This is a genomic window from Streptomyces sp. NPDC046909, from assembly GCF_040644695.1.
Taxonomy (GTDB): Bacteria; Actinomycetota; Actinomycetes; order Streptomycetales; family Streptomycetaceae; genus Streptomyces.
The window spans coordinates 437,240-457,060 of record NZ_JBEYXC010000003.1 but is presented as its reverse complement, the minus strand read 5'-3'; the positions used below and the strand labels follow the sequence as shown (position 1 = coordinate 457,060).

Here is a 19,821-nt window from a genome sequence, read left to right as displayed (position 1 = left end):
GGTGGAGGGTGAATCGATCTGTGAATCGATCTGAGAACGCTGAAAGGGCGCGGAGAAACCCCGCGCAACACCGGGCCCATTGGTCACATGCGCCACAGCGTGCGGACATCGTGGATCTCGGCCAGGAACGGTGTCAACCTGCGGGAATGCAAGGTCTGTTCATAAGCCATCACAATTCCGCCACACGGGGAACGGGCCCCTCCGGTAGTGCGGGGTTTTGTCCTTCCGCCGCTGTGGACAGATTCCCTTTTGTTGGTCTTTTCCGCCCGCACGGATCAGCCAGGAGAATGCGTGACGATCAACCTCTCGTCCGACCTCTCATCCGACCTGTCGTCCGACCTCTCGTCCAAGGACCCGAACTGGTGGCGGCAGGCCGTCATCTACCAGGTCTATCCCCGCAGTTTCGGTGACGCCGACGGCGACGGGCTCGGAGACCTGAACGGCGTCACCGAACGCCTCCCCCACCTCAGCGGCCTCGGCGTCGACGCCCTGTGGCTCAGCCCCTTCTACCCGAGCGAACTGGCCGACGGCGGCTACGACGTCGCCGACTACCGCGATGTCGATCCCCGGCTCGGCACCCTGGACGACTTCGACGCCCTGGCCGCCGAGGCCCACCGGCTCGGCCTCAAGGTCATCGTCGACCTCGTGCCCAACCACAGCTCCCACCTCCACGCATGGTTCCAGGAGGCCCTCGCCGCCGGGCCCGGGTCCGCCGCCCGCGAGCGGTACGTCTTCCGGGACGGGCGCGGCGCACACGGTGAACTCCCGCCCACCGACTGGCAGTCCGTGTTCGGCGGCAGCGCGTGGCGGCGGGTCGCGGACGGGCAGTGGTACCTCCACCTCTTCACCCCCGAGCAGCCCGACTTCAACTGGGACCACGACGAGGTCCGCGCCGACTTCCGCACCACCCTGCGCTTCTGGTCCGACCGGGGCGTCGACGGCTTCCGCGTCGACGTCGCCCACGCCCTCGCCAAGGACCTGACCGAACCTCTCCGCGACCTGGGCGCACCAGAGTTGAGCGGCGAGGACGCGCTGACCCGGTTCGCGCCCGGCACCCACCCCTTCTTCGACCGCGACGAGGTCCACGAGATCTACCGCGACTGGCGGCGGGTCCTCGACTCCTACCGCCCGCCCCGCATGGCGGTCGCCGAGGCCTGGGTGCCGAGCGCGGCCAGACGCGCCCTCTACGCCCGCCCGGAGGAACTCGGCCAGGCCTTCAACTTCGCCTATCTGCTGGCCGGTTGGGACGCCGTACAGCTCCGCGAGGTCATCGTCGACTCCCTCGCCGGCGCCCGCGAGGCCGGCGCCTCGGCCACCTGGGTGCTCTCCAACCACGACGTCGTACGCCACACCTCCCGCCTGATGCTCCCGCCGGGCACCGACGAGAACGCCTGGCTGCTCTCCGGCGGCCACGCCCCGCGGATCGACCCGGCGGCAGGGCTGCGGCGCGCCCGTGCCGCCACGCTGCTCATGCTGGCGCTGCCCGGATCCTCGTACGTCTACCAGGGCGAGGAACTCGGCCTGCCCGAGGTCGCCGACCTGCCCGTCGAGGTGCTCCAGGACCCGATCTGGGAGCAGACGGGACGCGTCCGCAAGGGGCGCGACGGATGCCGGGTGCCGCTGCCGTGGACACGGACCGGACCGTCGTACGGCTTCGGCGCGGGCGGCGCGTGGCTGCCGCAGCCGGAGAGCTTCGCGGCGTACTCCGTCGAGGCGCAGGACGGCGTCGAGGGCTCGACGCTGGAGCTGTACCGCACGGCCCTCAAGCTGCGCCGCAAGCTGCTGGAGGGCGAGACGCTGACGTGGAGCGCGGACAGTCCCGACGGGGTCCTGGACTTCGTACGGCATGACGGGTGGCGGTGTGTCGCCAATCTGTCCGGAGCGGCGGTCGCGCTGCCGGCCGGTGAAGTGCTGGTCGCCAGCGGCCCGTTGGAGGAGGACGGGACGCTGGGTCCTGACACCACGGTCTGGCTGGGCTAGCTCCCCGGTTTCCTGTGGCTGCTAGCCGATGGTCGGGTTCGGGCTGGCCCCCGCCCCCGTGCCCGCTCCCGTGCCCTCGCCGGGGATCGCCACCGGGGTGGAGGTCGCGTTCGGCGGGGCGGTGAGGACGACCAGGGGCTCGCCGGGCGCGGGGGCCGGCGGGGTCAGGTCGACGGTGGGGAGCTTCGGCGGGGTGGTCTGCTGGAAGAGGGCCTGGTCGAAGTCGACGAAGCCGGTCTTCTCCATGACCGTGATGTGGTCCAGGACCGTGTCGTTGGCCTGGTCGGCGAGCGCCCGCACCAGGGAGTTCTTGGTGGTGGAGCGGATCTTCGCGACCGTGTTGAAGATCGAACCGTGCGTGGTGCGCAGGATGTTGGCGAAGTCGGTGTCGAAGGCCTTGCCGGTCTCGGCGTTGATCTGGTTCACGAAGCCCACCTGCTGCGGGCTCGCCACGTTCGGCAGGGTGATGTTGAGCATCGGGGCGATCTTGCGGCAGGTGGTGTCCAGGGCCGCGTGACCGTCGACGAGATGCTGGCCCGCGGTCTTCACCGCCTGGGTCGTCCCCTTCTGGAGGGCGATCTTCCCGAGCGGGTACTCCCACAGGCCCGCCGCCCGCACCTTCACCACGAAGTCCCGGTCCTGCTCGGTCAGCGGACCCCACTGCGTCTGCGCGATCACGCGGTCCTGCGCGGTGGACACCTTGTCGAAGCCGAGCATCGCCGGGTACGCGAGCGCGACGATGGTCAGGCTGAGGGCACCGCCCACGAAGAGCGTCCCCGTGGCATTCCGCGAAAAGCGCACCGTGGCTCCTGTCCGATCGGGGTTGGTCGACCCCTGAGTACGGACGGGGAGCCACGGTTGTTCATGCTTCAGCGGTTACGTGGGTCACTTCGGGTCACTTCGGCGCGAACACCGCCGTCACCGTGTGGCCCGACTCGTCGAAGTGGATGGCCGTACAGGCCTGGTTCTGCTCCTCGTCACCGCCGTACGGCTCGCCGTCGAGCAGCCAGTCGACGAAGCGGTAGCCCTTGGCGGGCTTGGCGACGACATGGACGGTGTCGCCGTCGGCGTAGGGGCCGTCGCCGCCGAAGACCGAGATCGTGCCCTCGCCGCCCTGGACCTCCTTGGTGAGGGTGAGGTCGGCCGGTTCGAAGACGGCGGTGAGGGCGGAGTCGTCCTCGCCGACGCGCAGATAGATGTCGTTGTCGTCACCGGCGTAGGAGCCGTCCAGCATCCAGCCCGCGAAATGCCAGCCCGCCTTCGGTACGGCCGTGTAGTGCAGTTCGTCGCCCTCCAGGACCGGAGCTCCGGCGAGCGCCCGCGCGGACGACTTCGACGACGACTTCACCGAACCGCTGCCGGAGGAACTCGTGGACACCGTCGAGGTGGAGCTGGCGCCCTTCTTGAAGGTCGCCTTCAGGGTGTGGTCCTTGGAGTTCATGGCGACGCTGATGGTCTTGCTCGTCGACGACTGCCTCTTGCCGTCGAGGGTCCAGTAGCTGAAGACATAGCCCTTGGCGGGCGTCGCCGTGAAACTCGCGGTCGCGTTCTGGGCGAACGGCCCCATCAGCTTCGGCACGATCCGGCCCGCGCTCACCGACGGCGACGAGGACGGCGTCACATCGCACCACGAGGAGTCGGTCTTCGCGGTCCGGTAGGCGGCGACGGCCTCCGACGACGTGTTGAAGATGACGGAGGAGTCGGCGGCGTGCGAGGCGGTCGGCTTGGTGCCGAGCTTCTCGCCCCGGTAGCTCTGGTTGTAGTTCGAGAACCGGTTGATACGCCCGCAGGTGCCCTTGGTGGCGGTACGGCAGCTCGACTCGTACGCCATCAGCGTCGACCAGTCGCCCTTCTTCGGGAAGTAGCCCGCGGCGCCGTTGTTGGGCTGGCTCGGCTCGGTGACCCAGTCGTGGTTGGCGCTCAGGTTGTGACCGAGCTCGTGGCCGAAGCTGTAGTGCGCGATCGCGTTCTGGGCGACGATCGAGTACGCCCACTCCTTCCACGTCGGCCCCGGCGTCTCCGGCGTGTACGCGATACCGCCCATCGCGGAACCGCCCGTGATCATCGTGACCTGGTCGGCGCCGTACTGGTCGCGCAGCGTCGGCAGGGTGTCGGCGACACCGTCGCCCTTCTTCGCGAAGGCGAGCAGCGCGGCGCTGGACTGGGTGTCGTACGTCGCGGAGATGTTGATGTACGCGCTGTGCACGAGCCTGACGCGGGCCAGGATGCCGCTCGTCGCGAGGGCGTCGTTGGTGAGCGAGATGGCCTTCGCGATCTGCGCCTTGATCTGCGTGTCGCCGCCGGCCTCCGTGCGGGCCTTCGGGGAGTAGCCGACGAGGATGTCGATCACGGAGATCTTGTCGCCGCCCTTGCAGGCCGCCTTCGGGGCGCGGGCCTCGGGGCCGTGGGCCTTGGCGGACGGAGGGTCGATCGGGCGGGACTTCGGGGGTACGACGTCCCTGTCGTCCTCGTCCGTCTCCGGCGTCGCCTCCATCACCCGCACCCGGCCCGGGCCGTCCGGGACGATGTCGTAGATCGCGCCGCCCAGCATGAAGTGGGCGCTGAGCTCCTCGTTGCCGGGCTTCCCGTCGCAGCCGCCCCTGAGGTTGACGATGACCTCCTGGTCGGTGGTGCCCTCCACCTCGCCGTGCCAGGTCAGTACGCCGTCGATGGTCTCCCGGGAGACCTCTGCCGCCTCCACGACGGTGTCCTCGAAGAGGGGGAAGCGGGCCTCGGTGCCGAGTTCCGCGGGGCCGCAGATGCGGGTGAGGGCGCGGTCGTTGATGGTGGCGGTGCGGAGGCGGACGGCTTCGTTGCCGTATTCCTCGGATTCGTCGTCGGAGGGGGGTGTGGGGTGGGGCCAGTCCTGAGGAGAGATGACTGAGGAGGCCAGAGCGGCGGAGACGCGGGGGGTGGGGTCTTCGGTGGGTGCGGCGAGCGCGGTGGTGCTGCTGAGCATGAGTGCGCCGAGGGTTGCGGCGCCGGTCCAGCGAAGGGCGGTGCCGGCGCTTGGTCTGCGACGGGTCATGTGGGGGGCCTTCTTTGGTATGGGATTACTTTCTCCTGTTTCTCCTGATTGACCGGTGAGGTGGGGGTGCTTCGCGGGAGGGCAGTGGAATCACTCGTTCGTGGGCGTCTGCGGGTGCGTTGTGGCTGGTCGCGCCCCGCGGCGGAGCCGCAAATCAATGCAGCCCCGCGCCCCTATCGGCGTCGCGGTTACCGTTGCTTCGGAGGTGCGGGATGTCTTTGTCGGCGGAAGCCCGGGCTCTGGCCGCTCGCTGTGAAGGGCAGGTCAATGCGCTGGCCCGGCGGATGGCCGGCGGAGTCTTCGAGCAGTTGCGGGGGTACGGGGAGCTGCCCGCGGACGTCAAGGACGTCGAGATCGCCGCCACCGCCCGGCAGGCCATGCGGATGTTTCTGCGGAACGCCGCCCAAGGGGTGGTCGCCGGGCCGCTCGACGACGGTGGGCTGGGGCTGTTCCAGAAGCGGGCCGTGCAGCGGGCCGAGGAGGGCATGCCGCTGCATCTGCTGCTGCGGACCTACACCCTCGGGGCGCAGGTGCTGTGGCAGGCCATGGGGGAAGTGGCCCGGCCTGGTGAGGAGAGCGCGCTCGTCGAGCTGGGCGGGGCGCTGCTGTCCTCCCAGGGGCGCGTCATCGGCGCCGTGACCGAGAGCTACCTCGACGAACAGGCCGCCCTGGCCGCCGAGCACCGCGAACGCCGGCGCTCCCTCGCCCGCGCCCTGCTGAACGACACCCCGCACCCCGACCGGCCCGCCCCGGACACCCCCGTCCTTGTCCTCCGCCTGGAGTTCACGCCCCGCGGCGCCCTCGGTTCCGTGGCGGAACGACGGCTCGTACGGCGCGTGCAGACGGAACTGGACCGGGGGTTCGGAGGCGAGGTGCCCGCGCTGCTGGACGCGGGCGGCGGGTACGCGGTGGTGCCGGGCGGCGCCGCCGTGCCCGACGGGCTCCTCGCTGTCCTGCGCGAGGTGGCCGACCCGGGGGTGCGGCTGGCGGTGTCCCTCGCCCCCGACCCGACGGGCGTCCCGCACGCCTCCCACGTCGCCGCCGAGATCATCCGCGTGGCCCGCGCCTGCGGCCGCCCGCCCGGGGTGCACCACCTGGACGACGTCCTGCTGGAGTACCACCTCTCCCGCCCCAGCGACGGCAGCGACCGCATCGCCGCGCTGCTCGCCCCGCTGGGCGACCGCCCCGACCTGGTGGAGACCCTCCGCATCCACCTGGAACAACGCCAGGACCGCAGAGCAACGGCCCGCCGCCTCAACCTCCACCCCAACTCGGTGGACAACAGATTGGCGCGCATCGCGGAACTGACGGGCCTGGATCTGGGGTCACCGAGGGACGCCGCCTTGGCACTAGCAGCACTGCTACTCACCTAGGGGCGCGGGGCTGTATCGATCTGCGGCTCCGCCGCGGGGCGCGACCAGCCACGAAGCACCCGCACCCGCCGACGAACAAGCAACCCATACGGACGCACAGCGCACGCCCCAGCCCCCACGCCCCGCAAGAATCGAGCAATGAGCCGCAAGACCATCGCCCTGGCCATCATCGCACTCACCCTCACCGCGACTCCCGCCAACGCACAGGGCAGTCGTGAACTCTGGGGCGCCGTCACCATCGTCCCCGGCAAACAGGGCATCGTCGACGTCGGCGGCTACCTCGGCCCCGCCCTCACCCGTGGCTCCCGACTGACCCTCACCGCCCCCGAGGACACCAGGGTCACCGCCATCCCCCTCGACGCCCCCGGCTACCGCGGCACCGTCGACACGGACGGCGACAGCGCGACGTACACCTACACGGGCCCGGCGAACACCAGCCCCTGGCGCGACACGTACCCCTTCGTCCTCGCCGTGGCCGCCGACGCGGTGCCCGGGACACGGCTGGCCGGCTGTGCGATGCGGCTCACGGACGCGCGCGGCACCCGCAAGGACCGTGGCGTCTGCACGGTGACCGTCGGTCTGCCCGAACCGACACTGACGCGGCCCGAGTCGGGCGTACCGCTCGTCGCGCGGCCGGAGATGGCGGGGACCGCGTATCCGGGGGCGCAGGTGACCGTGCGGCACGAGGACGCGGAGGACGAGGGGGTGACGGGGCAGGGGCCGGAGCTGGGGGCCGAGGTGTGTACGGACACCGCCGGGGCGGACGGAACGTGGTCCTGCGTGCCTGACGCCGCGCTGCCGTCCGGGGCGGGACGCTTGCAGGCGACGGCCTCGTTCAACGGGGTCAGTGCGGTGAGCGAGCAGATCAACATCACCGTCGGGGCTGCCTCTACCCCGGCCTCTGCCTCGCGGTGACGTGACCGTGGTCTACGGGTTCGCGTGCGCCACTCGTCGTAGCACCGTCGGGTAGGGCAGCGCCGTCGCCAGTTCCCGTACCTGTGTCGCGCACTCCGCCGCCTCCGTCGTGCGGCCCAGTACCGCGAGGGCGGCCGCCTGGGCGGTACGGGCCTCGCACTCGGTGACCGCCTCGCCGCTGCCGGCGGCGCGTACGGCCTCCCCCTCCGCGACCTGTACGGCGCGTTCGGGGTCGCCTGCCGTGAGGTGGGCCCATGCGGCGAGGACGGGGACGCCGGTGCCGGAGACCGTGGAGAGCAGGGCGAGGGCGCGGTCCGGGCGGACGTCTCTGAGGGCCAACTCCGCCTGAGCGGTGCGGATCTCGTACTCCGCCTGGTGGTCGGGGCGGCGGGACAGACAGTCCGCGGCTCGGGTCAGCAGTTCCCGGGGGCCGGGGAGGGCGGGGCGGGGGCCGCCGCGCAGCTGGACTCTGGCGAGGGCGGCGAGGGCGTACGGGAGGCACCAGCCGGCGTGCGCCTGGGCCTCGTCCACGGCGAGGGAGGCGAGGTGTGCGGCTTCTTCGAACTCGCCCAGCAGGATGTGGACTTCGGCGAGGTTGGCTCGCTCGAATGCCGCCGCTTCCGGGTCGCCGCAGCGGTCGGCCAGTTCCAGGGCACGGTGTCCTGTGGCCATCGCCTCCCTCAAGTGGCCTGCTCGTCTGGCGTGTTCGCGGAGGATGGAGAGGACTGCGGCGAGGAGGCGGGGGTCGCCGTGGGCCTCGGCGTGGGGGAGGGCGGCGTCTGCGGCTTCTCGGGCCTCCGGCAGGCGGCCGGTGAGGGCGAGGGATGTGGACTGCTGAGCCAGGGCTCGGGCTCGGAGGGCGTGGGGGTGGGTGCGGGTTTCGTGGCCGGGTGCGGGTGCGGGTGCGGGTGCGTTGTGGCTGGTCGCGCAGTTCCCCGCGCCCCTAAGGGCGTCATCGCCGCCGCCGATGGAAGAGTTCCCCGCGCATCGCTCAGCCTTGCGCGCCGCCACCAACGAGCCCTCGTAGTCCCCCGTCACGAAACACAGCACACCCCTCGCCATCCAGTGCGCCGCGACCGTTCCTGAGCACGCGTCCTCACTCGGGCGGTGTGCGTCCAGCAGCCGGAATCCCTCCTCCGTCTCACCCGTCTTCGCCAGCACCTCCGCCAACTGCGCCGCTGCCCGCACCTGTTCAGCCGCCCCGCCATGCCTCCGCAGGTCCACCAGCGCCTCCCGCAGTACGCGCGCCGCGTCCCCGTGGCGGGCCATGCGGCGGAGTACGGCGGCGTGGTCGAGGCGGATGCGGGCGGCCTCCATGGCGACGGCGTCGAGGCGAGTGGTCAGGGCGCCGTAGTAGTGGTCGGCGGTGTCGTCGGCGCCCACGGCAGCCGCGCGGCGGGCCGCCCGGTGGAGATGGTCGGCGGCCCGTGGGTCCTCGGCGCCGGTCAGGTGCGCGGCGACCGCGTCCACCGCGCCGGGGCGGCTGCGCAGGAGCAACTCGGCGTAAGCGGCGTGCAGTTGACGGCGCCGAGCGGCCGACAGCCGCTCCCGGCACACCAGTCGGATCAGTGGATGGCGAAAGCCCAGGCCGGCCACCGTTCTGCCGTCCGCCGGCACGGTCCGCTCCTCCAGTACCGCCGCGGCGAGCGCGGCGTCGATGCCGTCGACGAGGGACTCGGGGCCCGCGATCTCCTCCACCTCCGACAGGGCGGCGACCCCGCCGCACGCCATCGCGACCACCTCGACCACCCGGCGGGCGGCCGGGCTCAGGCGGGAGAGGCGGTCGGCGACCAGGAGGCGGATGCCCTCCGACGCGCTGAACACGGTCGTCACGGACACGCCGGTCGTCGCCTTGGCGAGTTCCAGGGCGAACAGGGGGTGGCCGAGGGAGAGCTCCCAGACGCGTTCCAGGGCCGCCGGCTCCGGGGCCGCCGACTCCCGGTTCCCGCTCATCGCGTCCGCCGCCAGCGTCAGGCAGTCCGTGCGGTCCAGGCGCGGGAGGCGCAGGCGTCCGGCCGCGCCCTGGCGGACCAGGGTGTCCAGGAGGGTGCGGCGCGGGTCGGTCTCCGGGAGGTCCTCGGGGCGGTACGTCGCCAGGAAGCGCACCGTCGGGGACGCCTGGGTGCGGCGGGCCAGGCGGCTCAGCAGATGCAGGGACGCCGTGTCGGCGGCGTGGACGTCGTCCAGGACCAGCAGGGCGCCCGCCGGGGTCGCCGCCGTGGCGAGGAGGGCGGAGACGGCGGAGTGGATCCGTTCGCGTTCGTACTCCGGGCCGCCGCCGCGGCCGGGGACCGGGCCGATCTGGCCCAGGGAGGGCAGCAGGGCCGCCAGCTCCGGGTACTCCGCGCCGACCCGGGCCCGCTCCGCCGCCGGGCGGCCCGCCAGCCAGCCCTCCAGGGCCTCCACGAACAGGCCGTACGGCGCCTGCTCCGCCGTGTCGTGGGCCGCGCCCCACAGCACCGCCGCGCCCTGGGCCGCCGCCCGCTGTGCCGTTTCCGCGGCCAGCCGGGTCTTGCCGATGCCCGCCTCGCCGCCGACCACGGACAGCGCGGGGCGGGCGGGGTCGAGGAGCCGTTCCAGTTCGGCCCGCCGTCCGACGAAGGGCGCGGCGGCGAGGGTGTGGACGACGGCGGCGGGCGGCTGCGTCGGGACGACGGGAGCGGGACGTCGTACGGGAGGCAGGGAGGGCACGGAGGGCACGGAGGGCGCGGGGGTCACGGGGCGCACGGGGGTCGCGGGCGCCGAAGGGGGCTCGGACGCGCCCAGGACCGCCCTGTGCAGGGCCTCCGTCTCCGGGCCCGGGCGGATGCCCCACTCGGCGTCCAGGGCGCGGCGGCACTGGTGGTACTGGGCGAGGGCGCGGCGGCGCATGCCCTGGCGGAGGTAGGCGGCGATGAGGACGCGGTGGGCGCGTTCCTCGGCCGTGCTCTCGGCGAGGACGCGGCGGGCGGTGGCGGCGGCGCGTTCCGGTTCGCCGTCGGTGAGGTAGGCCTCGGCGAGGGTGAGGCGGACCGATTCGCGCAGGGCGTCCAGGCGCTCGCGGCGGGCCTCCACCCAGGGGGTGTAGCGGTGCTCGGGGAGGAGTTCGCCGGTGAAGGTGTCCAGGGCGGTGGCCAGGTCGGCGGTGGTCTTGGTGCGCAGGGCGCGTTCGGCGAGGGTCTCGGCCCGGTCGGCGTCGATCCACACCGTGTCGGGGGCCAGCCGGAGCAGGGCGCCCTCGCTCAGCAGGTAGGCGGAGGGGGTACGGGGGGTCAGCTCGGGTTGGAGGGCGCGGCGGGCGGCGTGCAGGGCGACGCGGAGGCTGCCGAGGGCGGCGGGGGTGCCGGCCGTGTCGGGCCAGCACATCTCGATGATCTCCTCGCGGTGCCGGACCCGGCCCGGGGAGACGGCGAGCAGTTCGACGAGGCGGCGGGAGCTGGGGCGCGGCCAGCGGTCGGCGACGGGGGCTCCGTCGGTGCGCTCCGCGCGGAAGCCGCCGAGCAGGTACAGCCGCAGGACGGGCGGCGCCGACCGGCGCACGGCACCGTCCGCCGGTCCTGTGTTTTCGCTGCTCATGAGGGCCGCACTCTAGCCCGAATACCTGTTTGCACCGGAATATGACCGGACAAAGAAAATGTCCGTACATGCGCTTTCGCGTGTACGGACGACCGGAGGCCCCGCGATGCTCCCCCGTCGATCATCCTCATCGGCCTCACGGGGCTCCCGGCGTGTATCCCTACCCCCCACAGGAGGGATACGGCGGCTCCCGTCCCGAGGGGCAATGACTCGGCCCTGCTCGTGGCCAATGTGTCGGAACAGGGCCGTGGGGAGGACCATAGGCAGTGAGCGTTACTGGCGAATTACTGAGCCTTGGGGTTCGGAATGCGGACGAATGCGCTCGCGATATCCCGTATTCCGTGCGGTCATTGGCGGAAGGTTGACCATTTCGCGGGAGTTTCCAGACCGCTTTGCGGGAGAGTCGTGAGACGGCCCGGTCCTAGATTCTGCCCATGCCCCCACAGCCCCCCGCCCGCCCCCCTGTCACCACCCTCCCCGTGCTCCCCTACCGCAAGCCCACCAAGGGCCGCGACTACTGGGTCATCGACGACGTCCTCCCCGACGTCGACGCCGTACGGGAACGGTGTCTCGCCAAGGACGACTGGGTGCAGGGGTATCCGTACACCTCGGAGACCTGGCCGGGCCTGCGCACCATGCCGGGTCTGGAGCCCGCCGAGCTCGCCCGCGTGGAGCGGCTGGTGAAGCAGGCGACCGGCGCCAAGGAACTCTGGGTCCAGCAGGCCCCCGGCGGCGGCACCCTCAACCACAACTGCGTCCAGGTCGTCGGCGCGGGCGAGAGCGAACCCCGCCCGCACACCGACTCCCGCGCACTGTGCCGTTACGCCGCCGTCCTCTACCTCAACCCCGACGTCCCCAAGGACTGCGGCACCGCCTTCTACCGGCAGTCCCTGCCCGGCGGCCGGCTCGGCGGCAACATCGTCCAGGCCCCGCACAACAACCTCGTCGAGGCCCTCGGCACCCGGTTCGTCCCGGCCGACCACTTCGAGGAGGACGTCCGCGTCCCGCACAAGTACAACCGGCTGCTGCTCTACAGCGCCAACCTCGTGCACAGCGCGACCGGTTACTCCGGTACGACGCTGGAGGAGAAGCGGATGACGGCCGTCTTCTTCTGGATGGCCTGACCCCGGGGGGCGGGTTCCGGACGTCAGTAGCGGACCGCCCGGCCGACCTTCGCTTTCACGTCACCCGACAGGTCGCGGTTGCTGCGTGCCGTCGCCTTCCCCGATCCGCCCGCCGCCACGTCGGAGACGGTGACCGCGACCGCGTCGACGAAGGTGCCGTCGCCGTCCGTGAAGTTGACCTGCACCAGGAACGACTTCTGCGAGTCGGCCGTGTTGGCGGCGGTCACCTCGACCTCGGCGCGCCCTCCGGACGTGGTGGGCGTGCCGAGCTTCACGTCGTCCTTGACGTCGACACCGCCCTTGATGTCGTCGAACTTGTCACCGACCTCGGCCGTCGCCGACGCGAACACGTCCGCGCCCTGGGACGCGAGGGACGCACCCTGGGAGGCGAGGGAAGCGGCCTTGCTCGCCACCGACGAGGGCGTGTCGTCGTCGGAGCAGCCGGTGAGCAGGGTCAACGAGGTGAGCGAGGCCAGCGCGACGGTCGCGAGCGCGCGCCGGCGCGTCGGATAGCGAGTCATACCCCCACCCAAACCCGTCCCGCCCGTGCCCGCACCCCGGCCGTCACCCGTTCGGCCCCGTCCCCGTGGTGGCCGCCCGCGCCCGCCCCGATGGTCGAAGCACCACCGACAAAGGAAGCGGGGTACGGCCATGACGCAGCAGCCGCATGCGACGCCGCCCGTCTGGGACAAGGACCATCAGCAGGCCGCGCCGCCCACCCCGGCGGACATGCCGGCCGGCAGCGGATTCGTGACCGGCGGGATGGTGTTCGCCGGTGTCCTGATGCTGGTCAACGGTGTCCTGGCGATCCTCCAGGGCATCTCCGCGCTCGCCGCGGACGACGTCTACGACCGGATCGGGGACTACGTCTACAAGATCAGCCTCACCGGCTGGGGCTGGATCATGCTCGCCCTGGGCGCGGTCCTGGTGGGCGTCGGCTACGGCGTCCTCAAGGGTGCCTGGTGGGCCCGGATGACCGGTATCTTCCTGGCCTCGGCGGCCATGGTGCTGCACTTCCTGTTCCTGCCGTACCAACCCGTCTGGTCCGTGATCATGATCGGCGTCGACTTCTTCATGATCTGGGCACTGGCGACGGCTCCGGACACGGCCCGGCCCAGGGCTTCGTAGCGCCGGTATCCCCGTGCGCCATTCACGCTGCGCACTCGACTGACTACCCTTTGTCGGGTGACCTTCGGCTTCGGGCAACGTCGCGGCGGACAACTCCCCGTGGACCTCACCAGCTTCGTCGGCCGTACCGACGAACTCGCCCTGATCGACGACGCGTTGGACCGGTCGAGACTGGTCACGCTCGTCGGTCCGGGCGGTGTCGGCAAGAGCCGTACGGCGCTGAGAGCGGCCGGCGGAATGGCGGACCGGTTCGCCGACGGCGTACGCCTCGTCGAGCTGTCGGCGCTGCACGACCCGGAGTTGATCCCCGCGACCCTCGCCGGAGTGCTCGAACTGCCCGAGCAGCCGGGGATGTCGGCGCTGGACGCCGTCGTCGAGCATCTGCGGGACCGGCGCACGCTCGTGCTCCTCGACACCTGCGAACACCTCGTCGACGGCTGCGCGATGCTCTGCGACATCCTGCTGCGCGAGGCGGCGGGCCTGAGCGTCCTGGCCACCAGCCGGCAGCCCCTCGACGTGCCCGGCGAGCACTGTGTACCGATCGCCCCGCTGCCCCACGAGGACGCCGTCGACCTGTTCGTGCAGCGCGCCGCCGCGGTGACCCCGGTGCCCGCCGACCGCGAGCGGACCCGCGCCCTCGTCGAACGCCTCGACGGCATCCCCCTCGCCCTGGAACTCGCCGCCGTACGTCTGCGCGCGGTCCCGCTCGCCGAACTCGTCGCCCGTCTCGACCGCCGCTTCGAGGTCCTCAACGGCGGCCGGCGTACGTCGCTGACCCGCCACCAGACCCTCCGTACCGCCATCGACTGGTCGTACGACCTGTGCACACCGCAGGAACGGACGCTGTGGGCGCGGCTGTCCGTCTTCGCGGGGTCCTTCCGGCTGGCGGCGGCGGAGCAGGTGTGCGCGGGCGGGGACGCGCTTCCGGCCGAGCAGGTCGTGGAGGCGCTGATCGGGCTCGTGGACAAGTCCGTCGTACGCAGGATCGGGGAGGACGGGGAGCGGTACCGGCTGCTGGACACCATCCGGGAGTACGGCGGCGAGCGGCTGGCGGAGGGCGGGAACGGGGGCGGGGGCGGGGACGCCGTACGGCAGCGGCACTTCGACTTCTACGAGCGGCTCGTGGGGCGTTTCTGGGACGAGTTCGCCACTCCGGCCCAGGTCGAGCTGTACCGCACGCTGCGGGAGGACGTGGCGGATGTGCGGGCCGCGCTGGAGTACGGGTGCGGGGCCGGGGACCGGGCGGCGGAGGCGGTGTGGATGGCGGCCCGGCTCGGCGGGTACTGGCGGGCGCTCGGGGCGCTCTCCGAGGGCCGCTACTGGGTCGACAAGGCCCTCGACCGCACCCCGCCCGACCGGGGCGAACGGGCGTGGGGGCTGCTCATGACCGGGGCGATGGGGGTCTGGTCGGGGGACCTGGAGACCGCTCTGGAACGGTTCCCGCAGGCCGTGGAGGCGGCCCGGAGCACCGGCGAGGACTTCGTGGTGACCCTCGCGGGAACCTATATCGCCGCCCTGTCCGCGCTCGGCGGGGACCCGGAGGCGCTGGTGGCGTTCGAGGAGTGCCGGCAGCGGATCATCGCCTCCGGCGACCTCATGACCATCGGTGTCGTCCACTACGAGGGCGCGCTGCTGCTGGGCGTGCTCGGCGACACGGAGGGCGCGCTGCGGCTCGCCGAGGAGGGGCTCGGCTTCCTGGAGGGCACCGGCGACCGCCAGCTGTACGGGGCCACCCTCACCGCGCAGGGCGTCGTGCTCGCGCTCGCCGGGCGGCCCGAGGAGAGCGTCACCCAGCTGCGGCGGGGTCTGGAGGCGGCCGCCGAGATCGGTGAGGTGCTGGTCGTGGGACTGGCCTGCATGGCGCTGGCCTGGGACGCGGCCCGCACCGGCCGCCATGTCCGGGCGGCCTGGCTGCTCGGGTACGGGGAGCAGGCGCGGCGGCTGGCCGGCGACCCGGTGTCGATGCTGCCCCGGCTCCTGGAGGAGCAGCAGGCCGTGCAGAAGGCGGTCCGGTCGGCGCTGGGCGCCGGGGAGTACGAACGGTGGCGGGACGCGGGCGCCCGGCTGTCGGCGACGGAGGTCCTGGACGCCGTACGCGCCGACGTCGACGTGCCCGTCAGCGAGGCCCGTCCGCCCGCGCCCAGGTCGCCCGCGGACGCCCTGACCCGGCGCGAGCGGGAGGTCGCCGCGCTGGTCGCGCAGGGGCTGTCGAACCGGGAGATCGCCGAACGCCTGGTCATCTCCAAGCGGACCGTGGACGCGCACGTCGAGCACATCCTGGCGAAGCTCGGCATCACCTCGCGCACGGAGATCCCGGCGGTGGCGGGGCCGTGAGTAGGTAGGTGGGCGCGCGGAGTAGGTATACGGATCTTCCTACGACTCTTCGCGCAACCCGCCCGCCCCGGCCCCCGCGTCCGGGCAGCCTGGAATCGCCGCCCGGAGGACGTGCGTGCCGGACGCGGACAGCACACCGCAGCTGTCACGGCCTGTCATGGCAAGTCATGGCTGAGCGCCCGACGCCGCGCGTCCTCCGGACGGCACCGGTAAAGAGGGGCTGCCCCTGGTCGGCGGGGCAGCCCCGGCCGACGTCATACGCCGGTCGTCACACGCCGGTCGTCACTCCGTCATACGTGCCCCAGGCCGCCGCTGCCGAAGGATCCGCTGGACCCCGGCAGCCAGCGCCTGCGGTGCTGGTCCTCGCCTCGTTTACTGCCTGAGTGATGGAGCTGATACGGCATGAGCCGCTCCCGCTCGTCGAGCGGGATCTCGTCCGGCTCCCGCATCTCCCTGATCTCGTGGACCGCACCGGTGCTGGGAAGGCTGGGCTGCTCATCCGGGCGGGGCCGGACGACTTCCCGGTCCATGACCCGCATGCCGAACTGTACGGCCCAGATCAGTGCACCGGCGATGACCGCGCCACCGACGAAAGCGGCGATCACGTTGAGCACATCGCTCCCCGCGGCCGCTACTACAAACGCTGCCGTACTCATATTGCAATTATCGCCGAAATCACCCAGAAAGGCGCCTAAAGCGGGAGTCAGGAATGCGGGAACTCGGGTATCCGCCGTGCCGTTGCCAACTAAAGGAACAGTAAACGGAGTTGGATTTCACGGAGGTTCCCCCATGATCCACGGTCACCCCCGCCCGAGCCGCAGAGCCGTCCTGGGCGGCGCCGCCGCACTGGCCGCGCTCGCGGTGACGGCCGCTCCCGCCGCCGCCCAGGCCGCGGCCGACTGGCCCACCGAGTTCCCGCTGCCCGACGGCTGGCTCCCCGAGGGCATCGCGATCGGCGCCAAGCCGTACGCCTACTTCGGCTCCCGCGCCAACGGCGGCATCTACCGCGTCGACCTGCGCACCGGCGCGGGCACGATCCTCTACGCCGGAGCCACCGGCCAGATAGCCGTCGGCCTGAAGACCGACCGCGACGGACTGCTCTACGTCGCGGGCAACACGGGGGTCGCCCGCGTCCACGACTCCCGCACGGGTGACATCGTCCGCACCTTCCAACTCTCCGAGGCCACCGGTCACTTCATCAACGACGTCACCCTGCTCGGCGACCGCGCCTGGTTCACCGACTCCCGCGCCGCCCAGCTCTACAGCGTCCCCCGCGGCCGCGACGGCGCCGTCCGCACCCTCCCCCTCACCGGCGACTGGGTGCAGCTCCCCGACGTCAACAACGCCAACGGGATCGTCGGCACCCCGGACGGCCGCGGCCTGATCGTCGTCAAGTCCACCCCCGGCGAGCTCTACAACGTCAGCCCGAAGACCGGGGCGGCCAGGAAGATCACGCTGGTGGGGCAGCCGGATGTCGTCAATGGCGACGGTCTGTGGCGCATCGGTCGCACGCTGTACGTCGTCCAGAACCGCCTCAACAAGGTGAGCGTCTGGGACCTGGACGCCGGGGCCACCACCGCGACCCTGAGCGCCACGATCACCGACCCGCGCTTCGACGTCCCCACCACGGCGGCGCGTTTCGGGGATCGGCTCTACCTGGTCAACGCCCGCTTCACGACGCCCCCGACACCGGAGACGACGTACAACGCGGTCGCCGTCCCCCTCTGATGACCGGTGGTGCTCGTGGTCGGATACTGAGCTGCTACGGATACTGAGCTGGTCTAGGAGCGCGGGTGGGCGAAGTGGGCGAAGTGGGCGATGAGGTGAGGACCCCGGTTCTGGTGACCGGCGGCAGCGGGTTCGTGGGCAGCCATCTGGTGAAACGGCTCCTCGAACGCGGCTACCAGGTCCGTACGACCGTCCGCAGCACGGCGAACACGGCGAAGACCGAGCCCCTGCTGGCGCTCCGGGCCCAACACCCCTCCCGGCTCGACCTGTTCGAGGCGGACCTGCTCGCCGAGGGCTCCTTCGACGAGGCCGCGAAGGGCTGCGGGACCGTCTTCCACGTCGCCTCCCCGTTCCTCATGCCGGAGAAGATCAAGGACGGCCGGAAGGACATGGTCGAGCCCGCCCTGCTCGGCACCCGCAACGTCCTGGGCACCATCGACCGCACCCCGGCCGTCCGCCGCCTCGTCCTCACCTCCACCGTCGGCGCGATCTTCGGCGACTACATCGACGTACTGGCGATGAAGGACCGGATCCTCTCCGAGGAGTACGTCAACACCACCAGCACGGTGGAGAACAACCCGTACCACTACGCCAAGACGGTCGCCGAACAGGCGGCCTGGGACGCGGCGAACGCGCAGGACCGCTGGCGGATGGTCTCGCTCAACCCCGGACTGATCCTCGGCCCGTCCCTCACCCCCGCCTCCGAGTCCGGCAGCCTCTTCCTCCTGGAGGAGCTCTTCAAGGGCTACTTCTTCTACGGCGCCCCGGACTTCAGCTTCACCACGGTCGACGTGCGGGACGTGGCCGACGCGCACATCGCGGCGGCGGAGAAGGAGGAGGCGCACGGCCGCTACATCCTCGCCGCCGCGACCATGACGTCCTTCCACGACATGGCCCGCATCCTCCGCACCCACTACCCCCGCGACCTCCGCCTCCCCCGAACCCGCCTGCCCCACTGGCCGGTTCGCCTCCTCGGCCCCGCCTTCGGCCTCACCCAGGACTACATCCGCAAACACCTCGGCATCCGCTTCGAGGTCGACAACGCGCGCAGCATCCGGGAGTTGGGCCTCACCTACCGCCCCATCGAGGAGACGGTCCTCGACCACTACCGGGCCTGGCGGACCCCGGAACCGGCCCCTGAACCGACCCCGGCCCCGGCACCGGCGGAATGACCTCGTCCGGCTCGGCGGGCGGGGCGTAGCGGTCCCGGTCGGCCGGGGCGAGGTCGGCGTGAACGGCTCGCGCGACCCGCTGAACGGTGTTCACGCCGTACGTCATCGTCGAGTTGCCGTGGCTCAGCACGGCGAGCGTGTAGTCGTGGCCGCCACCCCGGAAGGCACCGACGCTGTGGACGCGCCAGGCGTAGGAGGAGCGCGGCAGCCAGCCGTTCTTCAGGTGCACGGTCGCCGTCTTGGGCGCGCCTGCGGAGACCCCCCAGCGCTGCGAGGGGATCACCTTCGCCATCAGCCCAAGGATGTACGCCCGTGAGGCCGCCCCCAGCACGGAGTTCTTGCCGGTGAGCAGGTCGAGCAGCCTCAACTCGTCACGGACGTTGACCTGGGTGAGCCCCCAGTAGCCGTACGGGTTCGGCTCGGTCCACGTCATCCGCGCGGCGTCGAGGAACCCCCGTACCTTCGCCGACCCCAGGCGCCCCCAGAGCGTGTCCGTGGCGCTGTTGCTCGACCTCGTGATCATCGCGGTGGCGAGGGACTTCTCCGACTTGGTGAGCGTCCGCCCGGCGTCCTCGGCGTCCCAGAGCATCGTGGCCAGCACGATCACCTTCACGACACTCGCCGAGTCGAAGGAGTTCCCCGCGCGCAGGGTGCAGGTGGTTTTGGTCGTACGGTCGTGCAGCCCGACAGCGATGGTCCCGGAACGGCCCGAGAGGGCGGTGGCGATGTGCGTGCGGAGCCGTTGGGCGAGGTCGGCCTGGCGGGAGGAGCAGGTGACGGCGGGTGCGGCGGGCACGGCGGCGGGGGAGGTCGCGGCGAGGAGTGGGACCAGCAGGCTCAGGGCGAGTGCCGTGCAGAACGCGCGTATCCGGTGAGCCGTCATCCGCAGAGCCCCTTTCCGTTCCCTCACCTCACCTCACATGACACGGGGGGAGGGGGAAACGCGTGAGGGCCGAACAGGTGACGAGGGGTGATGAGAGGTGACGAGGGACGTACGGATTCTTACGCCGGCACGTCCCTCGGTACCACGGTCACCCGGCGGAAATTGCACGTAGCGGCCGATTCGATCTGCTGCCCCTGATACGCCTTGAGCGCCATGCTGACCAGGCTCATCAACAGGTCCACGTCCGTGTCGCAGTCCAGATGCACGGTGACCCAGCGGGAGCCGGGGACGAGACGGATCGCGGTCGACCCCTGGAGATCCCGGGCGAACCGTTCGATCGCGTGACCCGTCAGATGCAGATCCACATCCCGGTCCGAGTGGAAGTGCACGATCTCGCCGTGGACGGAACGCAGGGCCGACCCGGCGCCGCAACTCGGCTGTGCCGTGCGGAGATCGGGCCAGACTTGGAGGCGCTCGAAGGCGCGCTCGGCGAGAGTCATACGCCCATAGTCGCCTGCTCACCCCCGCGCAACCAGAGGTTGAGGGAAAAGTAACCGGCGCGTGAGGTACGCGGGCGTACGCCGCTCGAACGGTTGATTTC

At 71.6% G+C, this 19,821-nt stretch carries 15 protein-coding genes; 8 read left to right on the top strand and 7 right to left on the bottom strand.

Going from position 1 to position 19,821, the window contains the following annotated elements; genetic code table 11:
- Positions 1-291 precede the first annotated feature (291 nt).
- Positions 292-1,980: a glycoside hydrolase family 13 protein gene (locus ABZ928_RS10845; RefSeq protein ID WP_361516892.1), complete on the top strand. Its 1,689-nt coding sequence runs from the start codon at positions 292-294 to the stop codon at positions 1,978-1,980.
- A 21-nt stretch (positions 1,981-2,001) separates the two neighbouring features.
- Here ABZ928_RS10845 and ABZ928_RS10840 read toward each other — a convergent pair whose 3' ends face one another.
- A complete protein-coding gene (locus ABZ928_RS10840; RefSeq protein WP_361517634.1) occupies positions 2,002-2,745 on the bottom strand; it encodes a DUF4142 domain-containing protein in 744 nt (247 codons plus the stop codon).
- Between the two features lie 130 nt (positions 2,746-2,875).
- The gene (locus ABZ928_RS10835) at positions 2,876-5,008 is read right to left on the bottom strand and encodes a zinc-dependent metalloprotease family protein (protein ID WP_361516890.1); all 2,133 of its coding nucleotides are present in this window, start codon (positions 5,006-5,008) and stop codon (positions 2,876-2,878) included.
- Between the two features lie 212 nt (positions 5,009-5,220).
- On the opposite strand from ABZ928_RS10835, the gene ABZ928_RS10830 reads away from it, so the two are divergent.
- Together ABZ928_RS10830 and ABZ928_RS10825 are read left to right on the top strand one after the other, a co-directional pair.
- Positions 5,221-6,381 (top strand): helix-turn-helix domain-containing protein, encoded by a 1,161-nt coding sequence (locus tag ABZ928_RS10830; RefSeq protein ID WP_361516888.1) that lies wholly within the window; start codon positions 5,221-5,223, stop codon positions 6,379-6,381.
- A 138-nt stretch (positions 6,382-6,519) separates the two neighbouring features.
- The gene (locus ABZ928_RS10825) at positions 6,520-7,296 is read left to right on the top strand and encodes a carboxypeptidase regulatory-like domain-containing protein (protein ID WP_361516886.1); all 777 of its coding nucleotides are present in this window, start codon (positions 6,520-6,522) and stop codon (positions 7,294-7,296) included.
- Between the two features lie 12 nt (positions 7,297-7,308).
- Here the strand turns inward: ABZ928_RS10825 and ABZ928_RS10820 are convergent, their stop codons facing one another.
- Positions 7,309-10,851, bottom strand: a complete 3,543-nt coding sequence (locus ABZ928_RS10820; RefSeq protein ID WP_361516884.1) for an AAA family ATPase — start codon at positions 10,849-10,851, stop codon at positions 7,309-7,311.
- Positions 10,852-11,285: 434 nt separating this feature from the next.
- On the opposite strand from ABZ928_RS10820, the gene ABZ928_RS10815 reads away from it, so the two are divergent.
- Positions 11,286-11,975: a DUF6445 family protein gene (locus ABZ928_RS10815; RefSeq protein WP_361516882.1), complete on the top strand. Its 690-nt coding sequence runs from the start codon at positions 11,286-11,288 to the stop codon at positions 11,973-11,975.
- A 23-nt stretch (positions 11,976-11,998) separates the two neighbouring features.
- Here the strand turns inward: ABZ928_RS10815 and ABZ928_RS10810 are convergent, their stop codons facing one another.
- Complete coding sequence (locus ABZ928_RS10810; RefSeq protein WP_361516880.1) at positions 11,999-12,496, bottom strand: hypothetical protein; 498 nt, start codon at positions 12,494-12,496, stop codon at positions 11,999-12,001.
- A gap of 208 nt (positions 12,497-12,704) precedes the next feature.
- Between ABZ928_RS10810 and ABZ928_RS10805 the strand changes: the two genes are divergently transcribed.
- Together ABZ928_RS10805 and ABZ928_RS10800 are read left to right on the top strand one after the other, a co-directional pair.
- A complete protein-coding gene (locus ABZ928_RS10805; RefSeq protein ID WP_361517632.1) occupies positions 12,705-13,103 on the top strand; it encodes a hypothetical protein in 399 nt (132 codons plus the stop codon).
- Positions 13,104-13,160: 57 nt separating this feature from the next.
- Positions 13,161-15,437 carry a LuxR C-terminal-related transcriptional regulator gene (locus ABZ928_RS10800; RefSeq protein WP_361516878.1) on the top strand — a complete coding sequence of 759 codons (2,277 nt, stop codon included), beginning with the start codon at positions 13,161-13,163 and terminating at the stop codon, positions 15,435-15,437.
- A gap of 290 nt (positions 15,438-15,727) precedes the next feature.
- On the opposite strand, the gene ABZ928_RS10795 is transcribed toward ABZ928_RS10800, so the two are convergent.
- Complete coding sequence (locus ABZ928_RS10795) at positions 15,728-16,093, bottom strand: DUF6479 family protein (protein ID WP_361516876.1); 366 nt, start codon at positions 16,091-16,093, stop codon at positions 15,728-15,730.
- Between the two features lie 133 nt (positions 16,094-16,226).
- On the opposite strand from ABZ928_RS10795, the gene ABZ928_RS10790 reads away from it, so the two are divergent.
- Together ABZ928_RS10790 and ABZ928_RS10785 are read left to right on the top strand one after the other, a co-directional pair.
- On the top strand, positions 16,227-17,165 hold the full coding sequence (locus ABZ928_RS10790; protein ID WP_361516874.1) for a superoxide dismutase: 939 nt from the start codon (positions 16,227-16,229) through the stop codon (positions 17,163-17,165).
- Between the two features lie 95 nt (positions 17,166-17,260).
- Positions 17,261-18,337: an NAD-dependent epimerase/dehydratase family protein gene (locus ABZ928_RS10785; RefSeq protein ID WP_361516872.1), complete on the top strand. Its 1,077-nt coding sequence runs from the start codon at positions 17,261-17,263 to the stop codon at positions 18,335-18,337.
- Here ABZ928_RS10785 and ABZ928_RS10780 read toward each other — a convergent pair.
- Positions 18,234-19,220 (bottom strand): serine hydrolase, encoded by a 987-nt coding sequence (locus ABZ928_RS10780; RefSeq protein ID WP_361516870.1) that lies wholly within the window; start codon positions 19,218-19,220, stop codon positions 18,234-18,236. The two genes, ABZ928_RS10785 and ABZ928_RS10780, sit on opposite strands and share 104 nt — an antisense overlap.
- A 119-nt stretch (positions 19,221-19,339) precedes the next feature.
- Positions 19,340-19,720 (bottom strand): luciferase family protein, encoded by a 381-nt coding sequence (locus tag ABZ928_RS10775; protein WP_361516868.1) that lies wholly within the window; start codon positions 19,718-19,720, stop codon positions 19,340-19,342.
- Positions 19,721-19,821 lie beyond the last annotated feature (101 nt).